The following is a 16,250-nucleotide window of genomic DNA, read 5'->3' as shown; positions in this document are numbered from 1 at the left end:
ATGACCTTCGATGCATTTAAAGAAGAGGTGGCCCGCCGGGCCGGAGAGGCGGGGGCGGAGGCGTTCGAGCTCTACAGCGTCCGCAACAAGACCATGGAGGTGGCCGCCCACGAGGGCGAGGTGGACACCTTTTCCAGCGACCAGGACTTCGCCGTCAACCTGCGGCTGCTCGCCGGCGGGAGGATGGGGTACGCCACCACCCAGGTCCTCTCCCCCGAGGAGGCGAGCTGGCTGGTGGAGAGCGCCCTGGACAGCGCCCGCGCCACCCAGAACGCGGACATCGATGAGATCTGCGCCCCGGCCGAGGGCTTTGCCGCCCAGACCGACGGCCTCTCGGAGCCCGAAGCCCTTTACAGCCAGCTGCAGCGCCAGGTGCTGACGGCCGAGCGGGCCTGCCTCGCCGCCGACCGCCGCATCGCCTCGGTCAGCGACGCCCAGGCCGCCTGGGGCGGCGGGACCCGGGCCATCTACAACAGCCGGGGGCTGGACCTGTCCGACGAGACCTGCTACGCCGTGGGGGTCATCGGCCCCACCGCCAAAGAGGGGGGCCGCTCCTACAACGAGTACGAGGTGACTTCCGCCCCCGACCCCTCCGCCCTCGACCTGCCGAGCGCCGCCCAGAAGGCGGTGGAGGCCACCCTCTCCTTCATCGGCAGCGAGCCCGCCGACACCGGCCGCTACGCCGTGGCCCTGGCACCCGAGGTGGCCTGCGACCTGCTGGGCACCTTCTCCGGCGTCTTTTCCGGGCTGTCGGCGGTGAAGGGGCTCTCCCTTTTAAAGGGGCGGGAGGGGGAGGCGGTGGCCGCCCCGGTCCTCACCCTGCGGGACGACCCCTTCTGTATGGAGGCCATCCTCCACCGGCGCTTTGACGACCAGGGGGTGCCCACCTTCGGCAAGGACCTCATTGAAAAAGGGGTGCTCAAGACCCTGCTGCACAACCGCAAGACCGCCGCCCTGCTGGGGGCGGAGACCACTGCCAACGCCTACAAGGCAGGCGCCTCCGCCCCCCTGGGGGTGACCCCCACCAACCTCTACTTCACCCCCTCGGACCGCAGCCGCGCGCAGCTGTTGGCGGAGATGGGGGAGGGCGTCTTCATCACCAACGTCAAGGGGCTGCACGCTGGGGCCAACCCCACCACCGGCGACTTCTCGCTGGAGGCCAAGGGCTACCTGGTGACCGGCGGACAGCTGGGGCGGCCGGTCTCGGGCATCACCGTGGCGGGCAACTTCTACCAGCTCTTGAAGGACGTGCGGGGGCTGGCCGACGACCTGGCCTTCGACGCGCCGGGCGGCGCCGGGCAGATCGGCTCCCCCACCATCTGGGTGGACGGCCTCTCGGTCTCCGGCCGCTGACAGACGCTGGCGGCAAAGGGGAAAAGCGGGCTCCGGGCTTCGGTTCGGGGCCCGCTTTTTTGCCCCTTGGGGCCGCCCTTTACACCCTGTTCATCCCCCCGCCCCATTTCGCGGGTCCGGAAACAGATCCTTTACAAAATCCGCCTTTTTGCTTCATTTTTTCATCATCCAGCTTTCACAGAGGGCCGGTATCCTAGAATCACCGAAAGCGAACAAGACAAAAGGAGGCCCACCCGCCATGAACGACCAATTTTGGAATCAACAGCACCCCTCATCCCCTCCTCCCGATCCGTCCCAGCCAGCGGCCCCCTATTCGCCCTACGCCCCCTATTCCACAGGTCCCGCCCCCTACGCCCCGCCCCCCAAGAAGGCGCGGAAAAAGATGGGGGCCAAGGCCAAGACCGCCGCCCTGGTGACGGCCTGCTGTATGGGGGCCGGCCTCTTCGGCTTTGGCGGCACCGTGGCGGGCAACCTGCTCACCCGGCAGCTTTCGGGCAGCTCCCCGGTCCTCTACCAGGGCGTTCCCACCCAGAACACCAGCACCGGCGAAAGCAGCGGCACCGTCTCCTCGGTGGCCGCCAAGGCCGCCCCCTCGGTGGTGGCCATCACCACCGAGACGATGCAGGGCTACTACGGCCGGGTGCAGCAGTCGGTGGCCACCGGCGCCGGCAGCGGGGTCATCCTCACCGCCGACGGCTACATCGCCACCAACAACCACGTCATCAGCGGCGCCTCCAAAATCACCGTCACCCTCTCCGACGGCACCCAGCACCCCGCCACCCTGGTGGGGACCGACTCGCAAAACGACCTGGCGGTCATCAAAATCGAGGCCAGCGGCCTGCAGGCCGCCGTGCTCGGCAGCTCCTCCTCCCTGGAGGTGGGCGACCTGGCGGTGGCCATCGGCAACCCGCTGGGTGCGTTGGGCGGCACCGTCACCGACGGCATCATCAGCGCCCTGGACCGCAACATCACCGTCGACGGCGAGACCATGACCCTGCTGCAGACCTCGGCGGCCGTCAACCCCGGCAACTCGGGGGGCGGGCTGTTTGACAAAAACGGCGAACTCGTCGGCATCGTCAACGCCAAATCCTCGGGCACCGGCATCGAGGGGCTGGGATTTGCCATCCCCATCGACACCGCCAAGCCGATCCTCGAAAAGCTGATGGCCGGCGGCGGGGACGATCTGAGCGGCCAGGGGAGCTACGGCGGGTCTGACGCCACACAGACCTTCCCCCAGGGCAGACAACAGCTCTACTAGAAAACAGCCCGTTTCAAATGCTTTCCCACTTTTTTCATTTTCTCTTCTCCTCTTTTCAAGGGGGGCGGGGGTGAACTCCCAGAAGGTTCGCCCCCGCCCCTTTTTTTGTGGGAGGATGGGCGCTGCCCTTCCAGCCGCGCTCTCTCCGTGGTGGCGAGGGCCACTTTCTCATCTGCTGGGAGGTGGGACAGTTATTGGTGAGATAGGCGGCCACGGGACTCTCTCCCCCGTCTGTTGGAATGTAGGGCGGCCACCATGTGGGCTGTGGCTGAGGGACCCTTTCCTATCCTCTGTCCGGAGAGACCTCCCCCCGGCCGCAGCGGCGTCCCCAAACGCCAAAGAGAGAGGGCGGCCCCCCCCCATTTGGGAAGTTCCGCCCCCTCTCTTTTCCATTCCGACCGCTCCTCCTCAAGCGCCCCGGTTACAGGCGGCTGCCCTCGCCTGCCGCCTGCGCCAGAGGAATGCACCCAGCAGGGCCGCCCCCGCCAACAGGGAGAGGGTGCAGAGGCCCAGCACTGCCTGCAGCCGGTTCCCCTCAATGAACGGCCAAAAGGCATAGACCTGCTGGGTGGTGTACCAGATGCAGCCCAGGCTGTCCATCGAGGCGGCGGGCACGCCGCTCTCGATCATGGTGGAGAGCACCCAGAGCACCAGGTCCCCCAGCCCGCCCAGGGCCGCCAGGCAGACGCCGGCGATCAGCAGGGCCCGGTTGGGGCGGGCGGCGGGCGCCTGTTCGCCCGCCGGGGGCGGGGCGGCCGGGGGGAGGTCCCTCTCCGCCAGCAGCAGGTCGTCGGTGCTCACCCCGAACTGACGGCTGATCTCCACCACATTCTCGGTCCCGGGGACCGCCTCCCCCAGCTCCCACTTGGAGACCGCCTGCCGGGAGACCCCCAGCGAGGCGGCCAACTGCTCCTGCGAGAGCCCTTCCCTGCGGCGCAGCCGCTGCAACTTTTCCCCAAAGGTCATCTCTTGCCACTCCCCTTCCTCTCTCGCTGTCCATTATAGCTGGTGAAGCCGCCATCCGTCCAGCAAACCGGGGTGGCAGATGGGCAAACCCCGGTTGCAGCGCCGCCACCGGGCCCGATCGAGCGCAAAAAAGGGCGGCCTGCGCCGCCCCTGTTGGAGTTTTCATTCCCGGGTTCAACCCCCCGCCTTCACCTCGGCCCGCTGCTGCTGGCGGTGTTTCAAAAACTGAATGTGGACCGCCATGCTGACCCCGCCGCTGATGAGGAGGAAGGCGTAAAAGCTGATCCCCCGGCTCATGAGCATGGCCGGCAGCACCAGTTCGGCCCCGAAGAAGAGGCGAAAGAGGGTGACAAAGCCCCCCTCCTGGGCCCCCACCGCCCCCGGCAGGGGAAGGGAGGAGACCGCCACCGTCAGCAGGGCCTGCACCGCCAGGATCTGCAGGGCCGAATAGCCCGAGAGCCCCAGCGCCTTGTAGACGCAGACCGGCACCAGGTAGAGGGCGGTGAGCTGGGCCACCGTGTAGAGGAGGACCCGCAGCAGCACGGTGGGGTGGCGGCGGATGTGGGCCGCCCCCTCGCGGTACTGCTCCAACTGGCTGTCCAGCCGGGCGGCGGTCTCCTCAAAGTGCTTGCACAGCCGCAGGCGGCAGAGGAGGCGCAGCACAAAGTAGCAAAAGCGCCGCACCAGCTTGTGGGAGAACATGGCGCAGGTGATGCCGACGATGCACAGCCCGTTGACGGCGATGCCGTAGACCAGCAGGATGCCGATCCCCTTGACGTTCTGGCTCACAAAGTCGCGCTGCAGGAGGAACATCGCCCCGCCGTAGCCCAGCATCACCGCCTGGTAGCAGACGGTGATGAGCAGAAAGTTTAAGGAGGCCAAGGAGAGGGGCACCTTGTCGCGCTGCATGTAGTAAACCTGGGCGGGCTGCCCCCCGGTGGCCGAGGGGGTGATGGAGGAGAAGTAAAACCCCACAAAGGCCGACTGCAGGCAGTGGCCGAAGGAGAGCTTTTTCCCCAGGGAACCCAGCACCAGGTGGGTGTTGCAGGCCTCGCAGCTGACAAAGGCGAACATGCACAAAAGCCCCAGCAGCAGGTAGAGGGGGTTTGCCCGGCGGATCACCGCCCAGAGGGCGGGCAGGTCGCTGCCCCAGAGCAGCACCACAAAGGTCAGGGCGATCAGGGCGCCGAAAAGGGTCAGGTTGAGGGCGAACTTCTTCTTGTCGCCCAGGGGGGATCTCTGGTTCATCGCGCCATCTCCTCTGGCAGAATAAAGGTGAAACCGGCCCGCTGCAGGGCGGGCAGCGCCAGCCGCAAGGCCTGGATGGTCCGGCCCGGGGCGGTGTCGTCGGCGCTCTTGCCCATACTGCGGTCGTGCAGGCAGATGATCGACGAGCTGCCCACCCGCCCCAGCAGCCGCTGGGCGGTGCGGCGGGGGGTGGCCCCCCGCTCCCAGTCCTGGGCCATGACGCTCCAGAGCACCGTCTCCAGCCCCCGGGCCCGGGCCTCGTAGAGGGTGAAGGGGTTGCAGTTGCCCCAGGGCGGCCGGTAGTAGCGCGGCTCTGCCCCCAGCTCCCGCAGGGCGGCGAGGGACTGCTCCAGGTCCGCCCCGGCAAAGGAGGGGCGGCGGAAGCGGGCGTTCTCGTGCCGGTAGGAGTGGATGCCCACCTCGTGCCCCTCGGCTGTCATCCGCCGGATGAGGTCCGGGCAGGCGGCGGCGTTCTCCCCCACCACAAAAAAGCAGGCGGGGACCCCCCATTCCCCCAGCAGGTCCAAAAGGGCCGGGGTGTAGCGGGGGTCGGGGCCGTCGTCAAAGGTGAGCAGCAGCTTGCCGGGGCGGCCGGTCTGCCGCCAGACCGAGCGGCTAAAGGCCTTGCAGGAGAGGCTGGGGGCCACAAAATAGGCGGCCACGCAGGCTGCGCCGGCCGCCAGTACCGATTGGGTGGTAGCGAGAGGGATCACGAGGCGCGCACCTCCAACCCGCTGCGCATCCCGGTGACGATTTTGAGGATGGCGTCGGAGTCGATGCCGGCCTTGAAGGTCTGCATGTTGGCGCGCAGCCGCTCCAGCTGAGTGTCGTTGTGGATGACCCGCTCGATCTCCTCCACGCACTCCTCCGGCCGGGTGGGGAGCACCAGGCCGATCTTCTGGTTCTCGATAAAGGCCGCGTTCTTGATCTCCTGCTGCAGATAGGGGCTGAACACCAAAATCGGCAGTTCGGAGAAGATGGTCTCAAACAGGGTGATGCCGCCCGGCTTGGAGATGACCAGGTCCGCCTCCTGCATGTAGCGGTAGACCTGATCGGTGTAGCCCACCACCTCGATGTTCTCGTACCTGCCGTGGATGCGCTGGTAGAGGTCCCGGTTCTTGCCGGTGATGATGGTGGTCTTGACGTCCTTAAGGCCATTGAGGCCCTGGTAGAAGGACTTGGCGCGGGGGAGCATCCCCAGCCCGCCGCCCATGATGAGCAGGTGCTTGCCGTCCTTTGCCAGGGGGTGGACGTTGGCCTTGAACTGCTCCTGCACCGGGATGCCGCTGATGAAGACCTTGCCCGGGGCGATCCCCTTTTCGATCAGGTTTTGGCGCACCGCCTCGCAGGGCACCAGGTACATGGTGGTGCCGGGGTTGATCCACTCCCGGTGGGTGCTCACGTCGGTGATGCAGGTGATGAGGGGGATATTCTGGCCGTTTTTCAGGTTGTACTGGCTCACCAACTGGGAGCAAAACGGCAGGGTGGAGACGATCATGTCCGGTTTTGTCTCGGCGATGAGGGTCTTGAGCTTGGCCTGAAAGTACCGGCAGAAGGGCGGGTGGATGTCCCGCTTCCAATTCTCGGTGAACTTGTAGTACCAGTTGTAGAGTTTCCCGGCCCGGTTGACCAGCAGGGTGTAGCCCTGGTAGAGCCGGCTGCTGTAATTGGGGATGGTGTATTCAAAGATGTCCCGCAGGGTGATGTTCACATCGCTGAAGGAACGCCGTATCTCATCGCCCAGTGTCTGGGCAGCAGAAAAATGGCCCTGCCCAAAGTGACCTGTTAAAATCAACACATTCATCTGTGATTCCCCCATGTTGTCCTGTGGTGTTCATTCCCGCACCATCACTATAGCCGATGGCGCCCATCAAACCGCTTAAACGGAGATGAAGAATTTGTTACGATTTTGGCTGCGGGTCCAACTGGGCACGCCGCCCCCGGCCCTGCGCCGACCGCTCATCTTTACGCGGTCATTATACCGCACTTTACCAGATTGCACAACTCCTCCAAGGTGTTTTTGGAGCAATGTGACAAGATTGTAATTTATTCGCCCCTTTGCACCAGGGAGAGGACCCCCGCCCGATAGCGCAGCCGCCCCTCCTGCACCAGCTCTTTGATGGTGCGGTTGAGGCTGCGCACACTGGTGCCCAGCTGGGCGGCGACGATCTCCTTGTCCAGCCGCAGCACCCCGCCGGGGGCCTCTGCCACCAGCAGCGCCAGCCGGTGGCGCAGGGGGGTGGTGATGTTGGTCACCGCCTTGTCGGAAAAGTCGTAGAGCTTGCGGGAGAGGCCGCCCACCACAAAGCGGGCAAAGCGCTCGTCCGCCTTCAGCCAGCGCAGAAAGGTCTCCCGGCTCATGGCGGCCACCCGGCACTCCCCCAGGGCGGCCACCTGGCCCATAGCGGGCAGGTCGTCCACCACCTCGGCCTCGCCCACCAGGTCCCCCGCCCGGTAGATGCTCAGCACCATGGCGGCGCCGCTCTCCCCCACGGTGGAGACGGTGGCCGCCCCCTCTAATAGGAGGTAGACCCGGCCCCCCCGCTGCCCCATCTCCACCAGGTGGGCCCCGTGGGGAAAGGTTTGCCGCTCAATGCCAGCGGCCACCTCGGGCGGGCAGGTGGACAGCAGCTCTTGTGCGCTCGCGCGGCCCATCTCCCCACCCCCTTTACAGCGGCACGGGAGCCGTCCCGCGCCGCCCGTTCTGTCAACTTTCAATTGCTTTTATTATACCACATCCCCCCAAGGGGGACAAACGCAAAAAGGGGGACGCCCGTCCTTTCGCCCCCTCTTTGACCTCTGGTATACTAGAGTCGATCAAGGGCCCCGGCCGCCCTCCGCCTTTGCCAGGGCCACCACAGAGAAAAGGAGTGTTTGCTGTGTCACCCATTCTCGTAGACATGGACCGGGCGGGCGCCGCCGGTCTGGCGGCCCTGCTGCAGAGCGGCCACCCCGTCTGCGCGGTCGTCGCCTCTTACGGGCGCGGCGGCGCGGGAGAGGCCCTGGCCGCCGCCGGGGAGAGCTGCCGCCTGGCAGGGGGAGAGCCCCCCCTGCACCAGGGGATGTGCGGCCCCATGGTCCCGCTGGCAGAGGCCGCCCCCAGCGCCGGGGAGAAAGACCCCCTGGCCGGGATCCTGGCCCTGGGCAGCGCCCTGGCCGCCGCCCCCCAGCAGGTGCAGATTTTGGCCCTGGGCCCCCTCACCGACCTGGCCATGGCCTTTCTGCGCGACCCCGACGGCTTCTCCCAGGCCGCGGGCATCCTCCTCTGCGGGGGGGCCCAGCTGGGCTACCCCGCCCAGACCGAGACCGCCGAGTACAACCTGCTGTGCGACCCCGAGGCGGCCTCGGTGGTCCTCTCCTGCGGGGTGCCGGTGAGCGTCCTCCCGCGGGAGACCGCCGCCGAAGCCGCCGCCGGCCTCTCCCTCCCCGAGGGGGGGCGGTGGCGCGCCCTCCTGGACCGGGACGGCGGGCAGGGGCTTTTGGGGGCGGTGGGGGCCGCCGTGGCGGCCGAGCCCGCCCTCATCGCCGAGAGCTTTGCCTGCAACCTGTCGGTGGACACCTCCGGCAGCCGCACCCGCGGGCAGCTCAACGCCACCCGGCTGGCCGGCACCATCATCGACGGCCAGGCCGGGCTGCTCACCGCCCAGGTGATCACCCGCCTGGAGCACACCGCCCTGCAGGCCTGGTTTGACCGGGCCGCCGCCAACCTGGAAAGGGGGTCTCTCTGATGCGCCACATCCTCTTTGACACCGACACCGCCTCCGACGACGCGGTGGCCCTGGTCATGTCCCTGCGCTGTGCGGACCTCCACATCGAGGCCGTCACCTGCGTCTGCGGCAACATCACCCTGCCCAAGGTCATCCGCAACGCCCGCATCGCCGTGGAGAAGGCCGCCACCTACCGCCCGCCGGTCTACGCGGGGATGGCCCGCCCCCTCTTCGGGCAGCCCACCTCCTTTGGCGAGCAGGCCCACGGCCCCGACGGCCTGGGGGGGATGAACTACCCCGAGCCCTCGGTCCCCCTGTCGCCGGGCCACGCGGTGGACCAGATCATCCGCCTGGCGCGGGAGGTGGACGATTTGGAGATCCTCGCCCTGGGGCCCCTGACCAACATCGCCATGGCCATCCTCCTGGCCCCCGAGGCCATGAAGCGGGTGAAGAACATCACCCTCATGGGCGGCCAGTACCGGATGATCGACGCCTTTACCGCCAATGCCGAGTTCAACATCGCCATGGACGCCGAGGCGGCCAAGATCGTCTTTGCCAGCGGGATGCACCTGACGGTGGTCCCTATCGACGTCTGCTACGGCCACACCGAGATCGACGCCGCCGACCGGGCCGTCCTGCGGGGCTACCACACCGAGGTGGGGGATTTCTACATCGACGCCAACCGCACCCTGTTGGAGATGAACAAGGGCGCCTACGGCAAGGACATCATCTCCATGCCCGACCCCACCGCCGCCGCGGTGGTGATGGACCCCGGGGTGGTGCGCGGCCGGGTGGAGTGCTTTGCCGACGTGGAGGTCAAGAGCCCCTTTGCCATGGGCGAGCTGCTCTACGACTTCGACGGCCGCAGCGGCAACCCCCAAAACTGCACCCTCATCACCGAAATCGACCCCGCCCGCTTCAAAGAGATGGTCTTTGCCAGCGCCGACCACTAAATGCGCCTCCCTATTTTGCGGCGGGCGGCTCCCCTCTCGGGAGCCCGCCCGCCGCTTTTTCTCGCAAAATGTTCACCCATTCAAACAAATGATAGAAAATGATTTACAAATGAACGCGCATTTTTTACAAATACCCATTGACTTTTCCCGCAAAAGGAGAAATAATAGAGGCAGTACAACCGGGCGGAGCGCCGCCCTTTTCGCCTGCCCACCAACCCATCTTTGAGGAGGAATTTGTTATGACCCAGCAGGAGATCCTGGCAAAAGTCGACCACACCCTTTTGAAGCCCGAGAGCACCTGGGCGCAAATCAAGCAGATCTGCGACGACGCCATCGAGTACAAGACCGCGTCCATCTGCATCAACCCCTGCTACGTGAAGCGGGCTGTCGAGTACTTAAACGGCCGGGTGCCGGTCTGCACCGTCATCGGCTTCCCTCTCGGGGCCACCCCCACCGCCGTCAAGGTGTTTGAGGCCAAGCAGGCCCTGGCCGACGGGGCGGAGGAGTTCGACATGGTCATCAACATCGGCGCCCTCAAAGACGGCGACTACGAGTATGTCAAGCAGGACATCGCCGCCCTCAAAGAGGCCGTGGGCGACCACGTGCTGAAGGTCATCATCGAGACCTGCCTCCTCACCGACGAGGAGAAGGAGAAGATGTGCGACATCGTGGTGGAAGCCGGGGCCGACTTCATCAAGACCTCCACCGGGTTCTCCACCGCCGGGGCCACCTTCCACGACATCGAGCTGTTCAACCGCTGCGTGGCCGGCCGCTGCAAGATCAAAGCCGCTGGCGGCATCAAGTCGGTGGACGACATGGAGAAGTTCATCTCCCTGGGGGCCGACCGTCTGGGCACCAGCTCCGCCATCAAACTGCTGAAAAATCAGGAGACCGGCGGCGCCTACTAAGGCACCGTCTCCCCTGTCCCCAAAAGAGGGGGCGCGCAGGGTCTGCGCGCCCCCTCTTTTTGTCCTTATCCCCCTTCCCCCTCCCCGCGCGACCTGCCCGGCAGGCAGGTTTTTCTTCCCGCAAGTTTCCACCCCGTCCATTGCGGGGGCCCGCTCCCCCGTGGTAGGATAAGAGCAGACAGGACAGCGGAGAGGAGCGGCGAACATGGAACTAAAAATCGGCGAGACCATCCTGCGCCTGCGCAGGGAGAGAGGGCTGACCCAGGAACAGCTGGCGGCGGCGGTGGGGGTCTCCCCCCCGGCGGTGAGCAAGTGGGAGCGGGGAGTTTCACATAATTAAAGATACCACACCAATCCCATGCTGACTTTTGCTCAACCGATACAGCCGGAGGGCTGGATAACAAGAAAAGGCGGTATGCGCCCCGTGGAGGGGTAGCGTACCGCCTTTTCTTGTGGGGGTTTCCAAAGGGGGCAAAGCCCCCATTTGGCACACGACTTTGCGAAGCAAAGTGTAGTGTGTTATACCTGCTGGCGTGGCTGGCGTGGAAAACGGGGTGCGGTGCTTCATGCGCCCTGTTTGCTCCGGCAGGAAAACAGGCTGAATTTTTGCGAATGGGAATGAGCGAAAAATCGGGCTGTTTTCAGAGAACGGCGGCAGGTATATGAAAGCCCCCGTCCCTCGTCCTACGCTCCGACTTGTGGACAAAGTGTCCCGAAGTTGTGGCCACACTCCCGGAAAAGTAGCAGGACAGCGGGCAACCGTCAAGGCTGAAATGAACGGGTTTACACCCGGCCTTGACCTCCGCCCGCTGTCCCGCTGAATGGGTGGACAAGGCGGCCAATCCCTCAAAGTGCTTGGCCGCTCTCTTTCTGATTTTGGAGCGTTTCTTTTCTAAAAATTGAAATGGGCGGGAAGCCATTTTAGGGCTTTCCCGCCTTGATTACTTTTTAGCAAAGACGGGCGTGACTGTCAACGGCGGCGCATGAAATGCGCCGTTCATCTTGACCGTTGACTGGCTCGGCTGGCTTTGCTATCTTCCTGACAAATGGGAATGTCTAAGATAGTAAAGACGTCCCACATGCAACTCTTTCTTTTATTGCGGAAACCGTATCTTTAATTGTGAATGTAGTTGTGTCTATGACATTTGATTCATATACTCCCAAACCGGAAAATTGCTCCCACATTGTTTCCACTAATTCAATATTTGTTTTTCTATCTAATTTTGAGCGTTCCACAGCTCGCTTCATAGTTTCTTTTTTACTCGCTCTTAATACAATATAGTGTACCTCGTAATCTTCTTGGGCAAGAGCTTTCCATGGCTCCAAAAACCATGGCCCGACAATCCCATCTACAATTACATCATATCCGCCACGAGCATATCGCTTTGCAGCCTCTAAAAAGGCTTCAATGACAACCAGATTTTGCTTGTTGGATTCTGGCAAATGTGGTGGTATTGCGCCTTTGCTTAAGTAATGAAAAAAGTCATCGGTGTGCATATGCACTGATTTATCCATATCTGATTCCTTTGCGACAATTGACGCAGTTGTTGTTTTTCCTGTCCCCGGTGAGCCTGTAATCACAATAATTCTTCCTTGATTCATCTATATTTTCCCTCACAATTTGAATTTATCACTTTGTTCCTGCCTGCTCAATCATCTTCTTCGCAAACTCGTTTTCCCTGACCCTGGTTGCCCACCAAGTAAAAAAGCGGTTGGCGATTCAACCGCTTTTTTTCCTTGAACCAATTCTTCTAAATTATCATTTAAGCGATTTTCAAATTGTTTGTCAGTAAAATTGACTATATTTGCCATATTAAGCCACTTTCTCTTTATTCAAAACTTGTTTTGAATAGCGATTCATTGACCGCCAATACTCATGAACGGCTTGTAATTCTTCTAAAGAATAATCAAAAAGATTTACACGTTTTGCAAGCTTTAATTGGTTTAATAAATTGACTTCCAATAATTGAGAGTCATTTTTATTTAATTCATGATTCAAAACATAGTTTAATACTCGATTATAAACGCTTGCCGATAATTCGTTAATGATCTCTATTTCAAATGTTTTTTCATAAGTAACTGCCATTTCATTTTCACTCCTTTTAAAGTTTGTCAGGTAAATATTTCCGAATATATTCTTCTAAGGCTTTATCCATAACTTCTTTTACGTTTCCGCCATTCTTTGCTGTTTCGATTTTTATAATATGGTGCAAGTCAGCACGAACACGAACCGTCTTATCCCCCATAATATCTTTTTTTGCACTGATTGGTGTATCATTTCGTTTTGCTTTTTGTGCGCCTAAATTTCCCACAACCACTCACTTCTTTCTATTTCTTCTTACTCTTATTTTATCATCAACAATCACAAATCACAAGTGATTTGTGATTAATCACTTGTGATTTGTGATTCTATTCTTTTTCGTTTTCTAATTGAATGATTCGCTCAAGCATTTCAAAAAATACGTTCTCATACATAGATAAAACTTTTTTGTCATAGCCTTTGTGTTCTGTAATGCCGTTTTTAGACCAGGTACTTACTTTATTACTTCGCTTGATAATATTTTGGAAAACCAAGTTATCTTCTTTATGTTGCTTGTACAGTTCTTCCAGGTTTGATTTTATCGTTGTGCTGTCCGTATCAACTAAATAAGGAACAAAACCGATCATATCTAGTCCAGGGTTAAACTGTTCTTGTAAATCAATCAAATAGGAAATATAGTTTTGAATGTTGTTTGTACTTTCTTCTTCTGCTTGTAAAGGGATCATGACGTAATCACTTGCCACGATTGCATTATTTGTATAAACGCTTGGCGTTGGTACAGTATCAATAATAATGAGATCATAGTCACTTTTTAAAGGTGCTAAAAGAGTAGCAAGCAATCTACTTTCATTTTCAAAAGTCCATGAGCGAGTTAATTTTGGCAGTAACATCAAATCAAACGTGCCAGGGATCAAGTCTAAATTATCAGTCAAATGAACAATAGAAGAAGCCAAGTTTCCATTTTTCAGTCCTTCATAAAAATTAACACGTGGCAATTCTACCTTAAATGTTTTTGCTAAGTCTTTTGTCAATGTTGCTTGTAAGTCCTTATCGATCATTAAAACTTTTAAATTAAATTTGTCTGTCAAGTAAGCAAACATAGTCGATAATTTTGACTTTCCAACACCACCTTTAAAATAATTGTTTAAGATAACAATCGCTTCATTTTTACTGTTTAAAATACGTCTTAATTCTTCAAGTATTTTGAGTTCTTCCTTCTCCATAACTACGCCCCATTCTTTTTTTGTATAGTAATATTGTATCATTAGGAATCACAAATCACAAGTGATTTGTGATTAATCACTTGTGATTTGTGATAAGTGATTTGTGATTAATATATAAAAGCCCTCTTTAAAGGGCTTTTATGCTTATTTTGAAAAAGAGATAAAATCAATATATCCCTTTTCTCCGATTTTTACAACGGCATTGTAGGACTTTCTATCTTTCGTTTTGATTCCTTTTACCAGGGTTTCTTTTCCCTCTAGTAATTCTTTTACATTTGTTTTGGTGAGTTTTTTCTTTCTAAAATGTTCAGCTAAAGTAAACTTACATTCAGGATAATTTGAACAACCATAAAACGATTTTTTTAATACAATATTGTTGCCACACTTAGGACATTTTCCTACAATACTTTTTTCTGCTTCTTTTTCTTTCTGTTCCTGGTAATCAGAAAAATTTAGTTTTTCTATATCGTTAGGTACAGCTTCCAGTAAATGAACAATGAATTTTTTGATATTCGTAATAAAGTTCTCTTGATTGCCTTCTCTTTTACCGATTTTTTTTAAAAATGAATCTCATTTTTCCTTTTTGCATATCTAATTTCTCATTTTCTTCCCCGCTGCGGGTTTGGATTTTTCAGCAAGTCCGACTTCTGTGCAATCCTTTTCAGCCATTTCTTTTCCTCCTCCGACAGCTTCCCATAGTTCAGTTTGAGCCGCTTGCAGATAAAGGCCATCGCAGCCTGTTCCGGGTCGCTGTTTGGGCTGGCGGCTTCTTCGGCGGTCTGCAAGAAATCTTCCAGAGGATTGTCCTCCGGGACACTGAAAAAATCGTCCTTGTGGGCTTTCCGCAGGTCAAGGGCTATCTTGTTTATATCCTGCTGTATCACATGGCGGCAAAAGCTGTCATCGTCAATGTGGGCGGCGATCAGCTGCCTTAACTGCGGGTCGGTCAGACCGGGATTGTGCTGCTTCATAATAGTTGCGCTCACAGCGTCCACAATGGCGTTTGCCCCCTGTACCTGCTTTGCCGCTATGCCGTTTACATAGATTTCAAGGTCAGCCATGAGCCGGGGAAAATCCGGGTGCGTCGCCAGTTCACACAGGAGGGCATTATCCACCAGCCTGCTTTTCAAAAATTCAATCATATCATCACTCAAACGCAGGTCTGCAAGATCGGCGTTTGGGTGATTTTTTGTTTCAGAACGGCACAGCAGATAATCAACGGACACTTCGTAAAACTTTGCCAGCTGGATAAGGGCATAGTGGCTGATGTCCTTGAACTTGTCCCCCTCATAGCTGCCTAACGCAGACTTGGAGAGATGGGTTTCTTCCGCAAGCTGCTCCAGCGTCAGGCCACGCTCCACACGCAGGTCTTTCAGGCGTTCTTGTATGGATAGTTCCATGTTCTCCCTCCTTGTCTGCTCGACAAACTGGAATTGCCTAAAGCAGTAAAGCAGTACCCCTTACAATTTTTTCTTTTACTGCTGATACAGTATCTTTGACTGAGTGCGTAGTTGTATCAATAACATTTGATTCATAGATTCCTAAATTGGAAAATTGTTCCCACATCGTTTCAACTAATTCAATATTTGTTTCTCTGTCTAACTTTGAGCGTTTGATAGCTCTCTTCATAGTTTCTTCTTTACTTGCTCTTAAAACGATATAGTGTACTTCATAATGCTCTTGAACAATGTTGAGCCACGGCTCTAAAAACCACGGTCCTACAATACCATCTACAATTACATCATATCCACCACGAGCATATCGCTTCGCGGCTTCTAAAAATGCTTCAATGACAATCAAATTTTGCTCATTTGATTCTGGCAAATATGGTGGTATTGCCCCTTTACTCAAATAATGATAAAAGTCATCTGTGTGCATATGCACAGATTTTTCCAAATCCGATTCTTTTGCAACAGTAGATGCCGTTGTAGTTTTCCCCGTCCCCGGCGAACCTGTGATTACAATAATTCTACCTTGATCCATCTATGTGTTACCTCCACAACTTCAAATTTACTGTTCAGTTTCTTCCATTCTACCACAATTCCGAGAGCGTGGAAATGGGGGGATTTTCAGGCAGATTTCCCACCTTTCGGATATACGGGACGGGCGGTCATTTCGGTGTAGACTTAGGTTAGTTCATCGATGGACAGCACCTTGAAAACCGAATGACCGTCCGAAAAGGAATACCCCCGGCTGGGGAAGCACCGCAAGGAGCCGACTTCTGGACACTTTGTCCAGAGGTCACTTTGGGACAAGTTGTCCCGAAGTTATGGTGAGCGTGCCAACGCCGGAACACGCCGCAGGAATGGGGCAGGAAGCCTTTTCGGGGAGAACGGCAGCGGAAAGCAAAACGGAGGGAACGCATGAAAAATAATCCCTACAAAGACTTGCCGCCGCTGGAATGCAGGCCGGACGGTTCCCTTTACCGCATGACCCCGGCGCAGCGGAAACGGGCAAGCGCCCTGATACGCCGGGAGTGCTGTTGCTGTGAGGACGGCAACTGCATTGCCCTTGACGATGGGGACACCTGCACCTGCCCGCAGACGATTTCTTTCTCGGTCTGCTGTAAGTGGTTCCGCTGGGCGGTCTTGCC

The 16,250-nt window shown here is 57.9% G+C and carries 17 protein-coding genes and 2 pseudogenes; 7 read left to right on the top strand and 12 right to left on the bottom strand.

What is annotated here, in order from left to right:
• Both GT748_RS12430 and GT748_RS12425 read left to right on the top strand, forming a co-directional pair.
• Nucleotides 1–1,353, top strand: a complete 1,353-nt coding sequence (locus GT748_RS12430) for a TldD/PmbA family protein (protein ID WP_021659974.1) — start codon at nt 1–3, stop codon at nt 1,351–1,353.
• 238 nt (nt 1,354–1,591) lie between these two features.
• Nucleotides 1,592–2,611 (top strand): S1C family serine protease, encoded by a 1,020-nt coding sequence (locus tag GT748_RS12425; RefSeq protein ID WP_243148076.1) that lies wholly within the window; start codon nt 1,592–1,594, stop codon nt 2,609–2,611.
• A 408-nt stretch (nt 2,612–3,019) separates the two neighbouring features.
• Here GT748_RS12425 and GT748_RS12420 read toward each other — a convergent pair whose 3' ends face one another.
• The 5 genes from GT748_RS12420 to GT748_RS12400 all read right to left on the bottom strand — a co-directional run bounded on the left by GT748_RS12420 (nt 3,020) and on the right by GT748_RS12400 (nt 7,480).
• Complete coding sequence (locus tag GT748_RS12420) at nt 3,020–3,577, bottom strand: helix-turn-helix transcriptional regulator (protein WP_073261277.1); 558 nt, start codon at nt 3,575–3,577, stop codon at nt 3,020–3,022.
• 174 nt (nt 3,578–3,751) lie between these two features.
• Nucleotides 3,752–4,825 (bottom strand): lysylphosphatidylglycerol synthase transmembrane domain-containing protein, encoded by a 1,074-nt coding sequence (locus GT748_RS12415; RefSeq protein WP_059004108.1) that lies wholly within the window; start codon nt 4,823–4,825, stop codon nt 3,752–3,754.
• A complete protein-coding gene (locus tag GT748_RS12410) occupies nt 4,822–5,538 on the bottom strand; it encodes a polysaccharide deacetylase family protein (RefSeq protein ID WP_021660643.1) in 717 nt (238 codons plus the stop codon). Before GT748_RS12410 ends, GT748_RS12415 begins: the two co-directional genes overlap by 4 nt.
• Complete coding sequence (locus tag GT748_RS12405; protein WP_044993072.1) at nt 5,535–6,629, bottom strand: MGDG synthase family glycosyltransferase; 1,095 nt, start codon at nt 6,627–6,629, stop codon at nt 5,535–5,537. Before GT748_RS12405 ends, GT748_RS12410 begins: the two co-directional genes overlap by 4 nt.
• Nucleotides 6,630–6,871: 242 nt before the next feature.
• Nucleotides 6,872–7,480: a Crp/Fnr family transcriptional regulator gene (locus tag GT748_RS12400; protein ID WP_021660646.1), complete on the bottom strand. Its 609-nt coding sequence runs from the start codon at nt 7,478–7,480 to the stop codon at nt 6,872–6,874.
• A 224-nt stretch (nt 7,481–7,704) separates the two neighbouring features.
• On the opposite strand from GT748_RS12400, the gene GT748_RS12395 reads away from it, so the two are divergent.
• The 4 genes and pseudogenes from GT748_RS12395 to GT748_RS12380 form a co-directional block, all read left to right on the top strand.
• Nucleotides 7,705–8,553, top strand: coding sequence for a nucleoside hydrolase (locus GT748_RS12395; RefSeq protein ID WP_143161653.1), 849 nt, complete (start codon nt 7,705–7,707; stop codon nt 8,551–8,553).
• A complete protein-coding gene (locus GT748_RS12390) occupies nt 8,553–9,485 on the top strand; it encodes a nucleoside hydrolase (RefSeq protein WP_021660648.1) in 933 nt (310 codons plus the stop codon). Before GT748_RS12395 ends, GT748_RS12390 begins: the two co-directional genes overlap by 1 nt.
• A gap of 239 nt (nt 9,486–9,724) precedes the next feature.
• Nucleotides 9,725–10,393 carry a deoxyribose-phosphate aldolase gene (deoC, locus tag GT748_RS12385; RefSeq protein WP_021660650.1) on the top strand — a complete coding sequence of 223 codons (669 nt, stop codon included), beginning with the start codon at nt 9,725–9,727 and terminating at the stop codon, nt 10,391–10,393.
• A gap of 205 nt (nt 10,394–10,598) precedes the next feature.
• Nucleotides 10,599–10,727: pseudogene (locus tag GT748_RS12380) on the top strand (helix-turn-helix transcriptional regulator); the annotation flags it as partial.
• Between the two features lie 722 nt (nt 10,728–11,449).
• On the opposite strand, the pseudogene GT748_RS12365 reads toward GT748_RS12380, so the two are convergent.
• The 7 genes and pseudogenes from GT748_RS12365 to GT748_RS12330 all read right to left on the bottom strand — a co-directional run bounded on the left by GT748_RS12365 (nt 11,450) and on the right by GT748_RS12330 (nt 15,640).
• Nucleotides 11,450–12,205, bottom strand: a pseudogene (locus tag GT748_RS12365) (zeta toxin family protein).
• A 1-nt stretch (nt 12,206) separates the two neighbouring features.
• Nucleotides 12,207–12,479, bottom strand: coding sequence for an antitoxin (locus tag GT748_RS12355; protein WP_000301765.1), 273 nt, complete (start codon nt 12,477–12,479; stop codon nt 12,207–12,209).
• Between the two features lie 16 nt (nt 12,480–12,495).
• Nucleotides 12,496–12,705 (bottom strand): peptide-binding protein, encoded by a 210-nt coding sequence (locus GT748_RS12350; RefSeq protein ID WP_000527317.1) that lies wholly within the window; start codon nt 12,703–12,705, stop codon nt 12,496–12,498.
• Between the two features lie 97 nt (nt 12,706–12,802).
• Nucleotides 12,803–13,657, bottom strand: coding sequence for a ParA family protein (locus tag GT748_RS12345; RefSeq protein WP_000409924.1), 855 nt, complete (start codon nt 13,655–13,657; stop codon nt 12,803–12,805).
• Nucleotides 13,658–13,801: 144 nt separating this feature from the next.
• Entirely contained in the window at nt 13,802–14,062 is a 261-nt protein-coding gene (locus GT748_RS16105; protein ID WP_438819368.1) for a topoisomerase DNA-binding C4 zinc finger domain-containing protein, read from the bottom strand.
• Between the two features lie 194 nt (nt 14,063–14,256).
• The gene (locus tag GT748_RS12335; RefSeq protein WP_021391066.1) at nt 14,257–15,057 is read right to left on the bottom strand and encodes a helix-turn-helix domain-containing protein; all 801 of its coding nucleotides are present in this window, start codon (nt 15,055–15,057) and stop codon (nt 14,257–14,259) included.
• A gap of 37 nt (nt 15,058–15,094) precedes the next feature.
• Nucleotides 15,095–15,640: an AAA family ATPase gene (locus GT748_RS12330; protein ID WP_021391068.1), complete on the bottom strand. Its 546-nt coding sequence runs from the start codon at nt 15,638–15,640 to the stop codon at nt 15,095–15,097.
• 380 nt (nt 15,641–16,020) lie between these two features.
• On the opposite strand from GT748_RS12330, the gene GT748_RS12325 reads away from it, so the two are divergent.
• A partial coding sequence (locus GT748_RS12325; RefSeq protein WP_192927526.1) for a cysteine-rich VLP domain-containing protein occupies nt 16,021–16,250 on the top strand: 230 nt, incomplete at its 3' end.

The organism is Bittarella massiliensis (ex Durand et al. 2017) (genome assembly GCF_009876955.1).
Classification (GTDB): Bacteria; Bacillota; Clostridia; order Oscillospirales; family Ruminococcaceae; genus Bittarella; species Bittarella massiliensis.
This window is presented reverse-complemented; position numbering and strand designations above follow the sequence as displayed.

Excerpts from the sequence above, each read along its gene's own strand:
- GT748_RS12430 (WP_021659974.1), top strand. The coding sequence starts at position 1 with ATGACCTTCGATGCATTTAAAGAAGAGGTGGCCCGCCGGGCCGGAGAG.
- GT748_RS12425 (WP_243148076.1), top strand. The coding sequence starts at position 1,592 with ATGAACGACCAATTTTGGAATCAACAGCACCCCTCATCCCCTCCTCCC.
- GT748_RS12420 (WP_073261277.1), bottom strand. The coding sequence starts at position 3,577 with ATGACCTTTGGGGAAAAGTTGCAGCGGCTGCGCCGCAGGGAAGGGCTC.
- GT748_RS12415 (WP_059004108.1), bottom strand. The coding sequence starts at position 4,825 with ATGAACCAGAGATCCCCCCTGGGCGACAAGAAGAAGTTCGCCCTCAAC.
- GT748_RS12405 (WP_044993072.1), bottom strand. The coding sequence starts at position 6,629 with ATGAATGTGTTGATTTTAACAGGTCACTTTGGGCAGGGCCATTTTTCT.
- GT748_RS12400 (WP_021660646.1), bottom strand. The coding sequence starts at position 7,480 with ATGGGCCGCGCGAGCGCACAAGAGCTGCTGTCCACCTGCCCGCCCGAG.
- GT748_RS12390 (WP_021660648.1), top strand. The coding sequence starts at position 8,553 with ATGCGCCACATCCTCTTTGACACCGACACCGCCTCCGACGACGCGGTG.
- deoC (WP_021660650.1), top strand. The coding sequence starts at position 9,725 with ATGACCCAGCAGGAGATCCTGGCAAAAGTCGACCACACCCTTTTGAAG.
- GT748_RS12355 (WP_000301765.1), bottom strand. The coding sequence starts at position 12,479 with ATGGCAGTTACTTATGAAAAAACATTTGAAATAGAGATCATTAACGAA.
- GT748_RS12345 (WP_000409924.1), bottom strand. The coding sequence starts at position 13,657 with ATGGAGAAGGAAGAACTCAAAATACTTGAAGAATTAAGACGTATTTTA.
- GT748_RS12335 (WP_021391066.1), bottom strand. The coding sequence starts at position 15,057 with ATGGAACTATCCATACAAGAACGCCTGAAAGACCTGCGTGTGGAGCGT.
- GT748_RS12330 (WP_021391068.1), bottom strand. The coding sequence starts at position 15,640 with ATGGATCAAGGTAGAATTATTGTAATCACAGGTTCGCCGGGGACGGGG.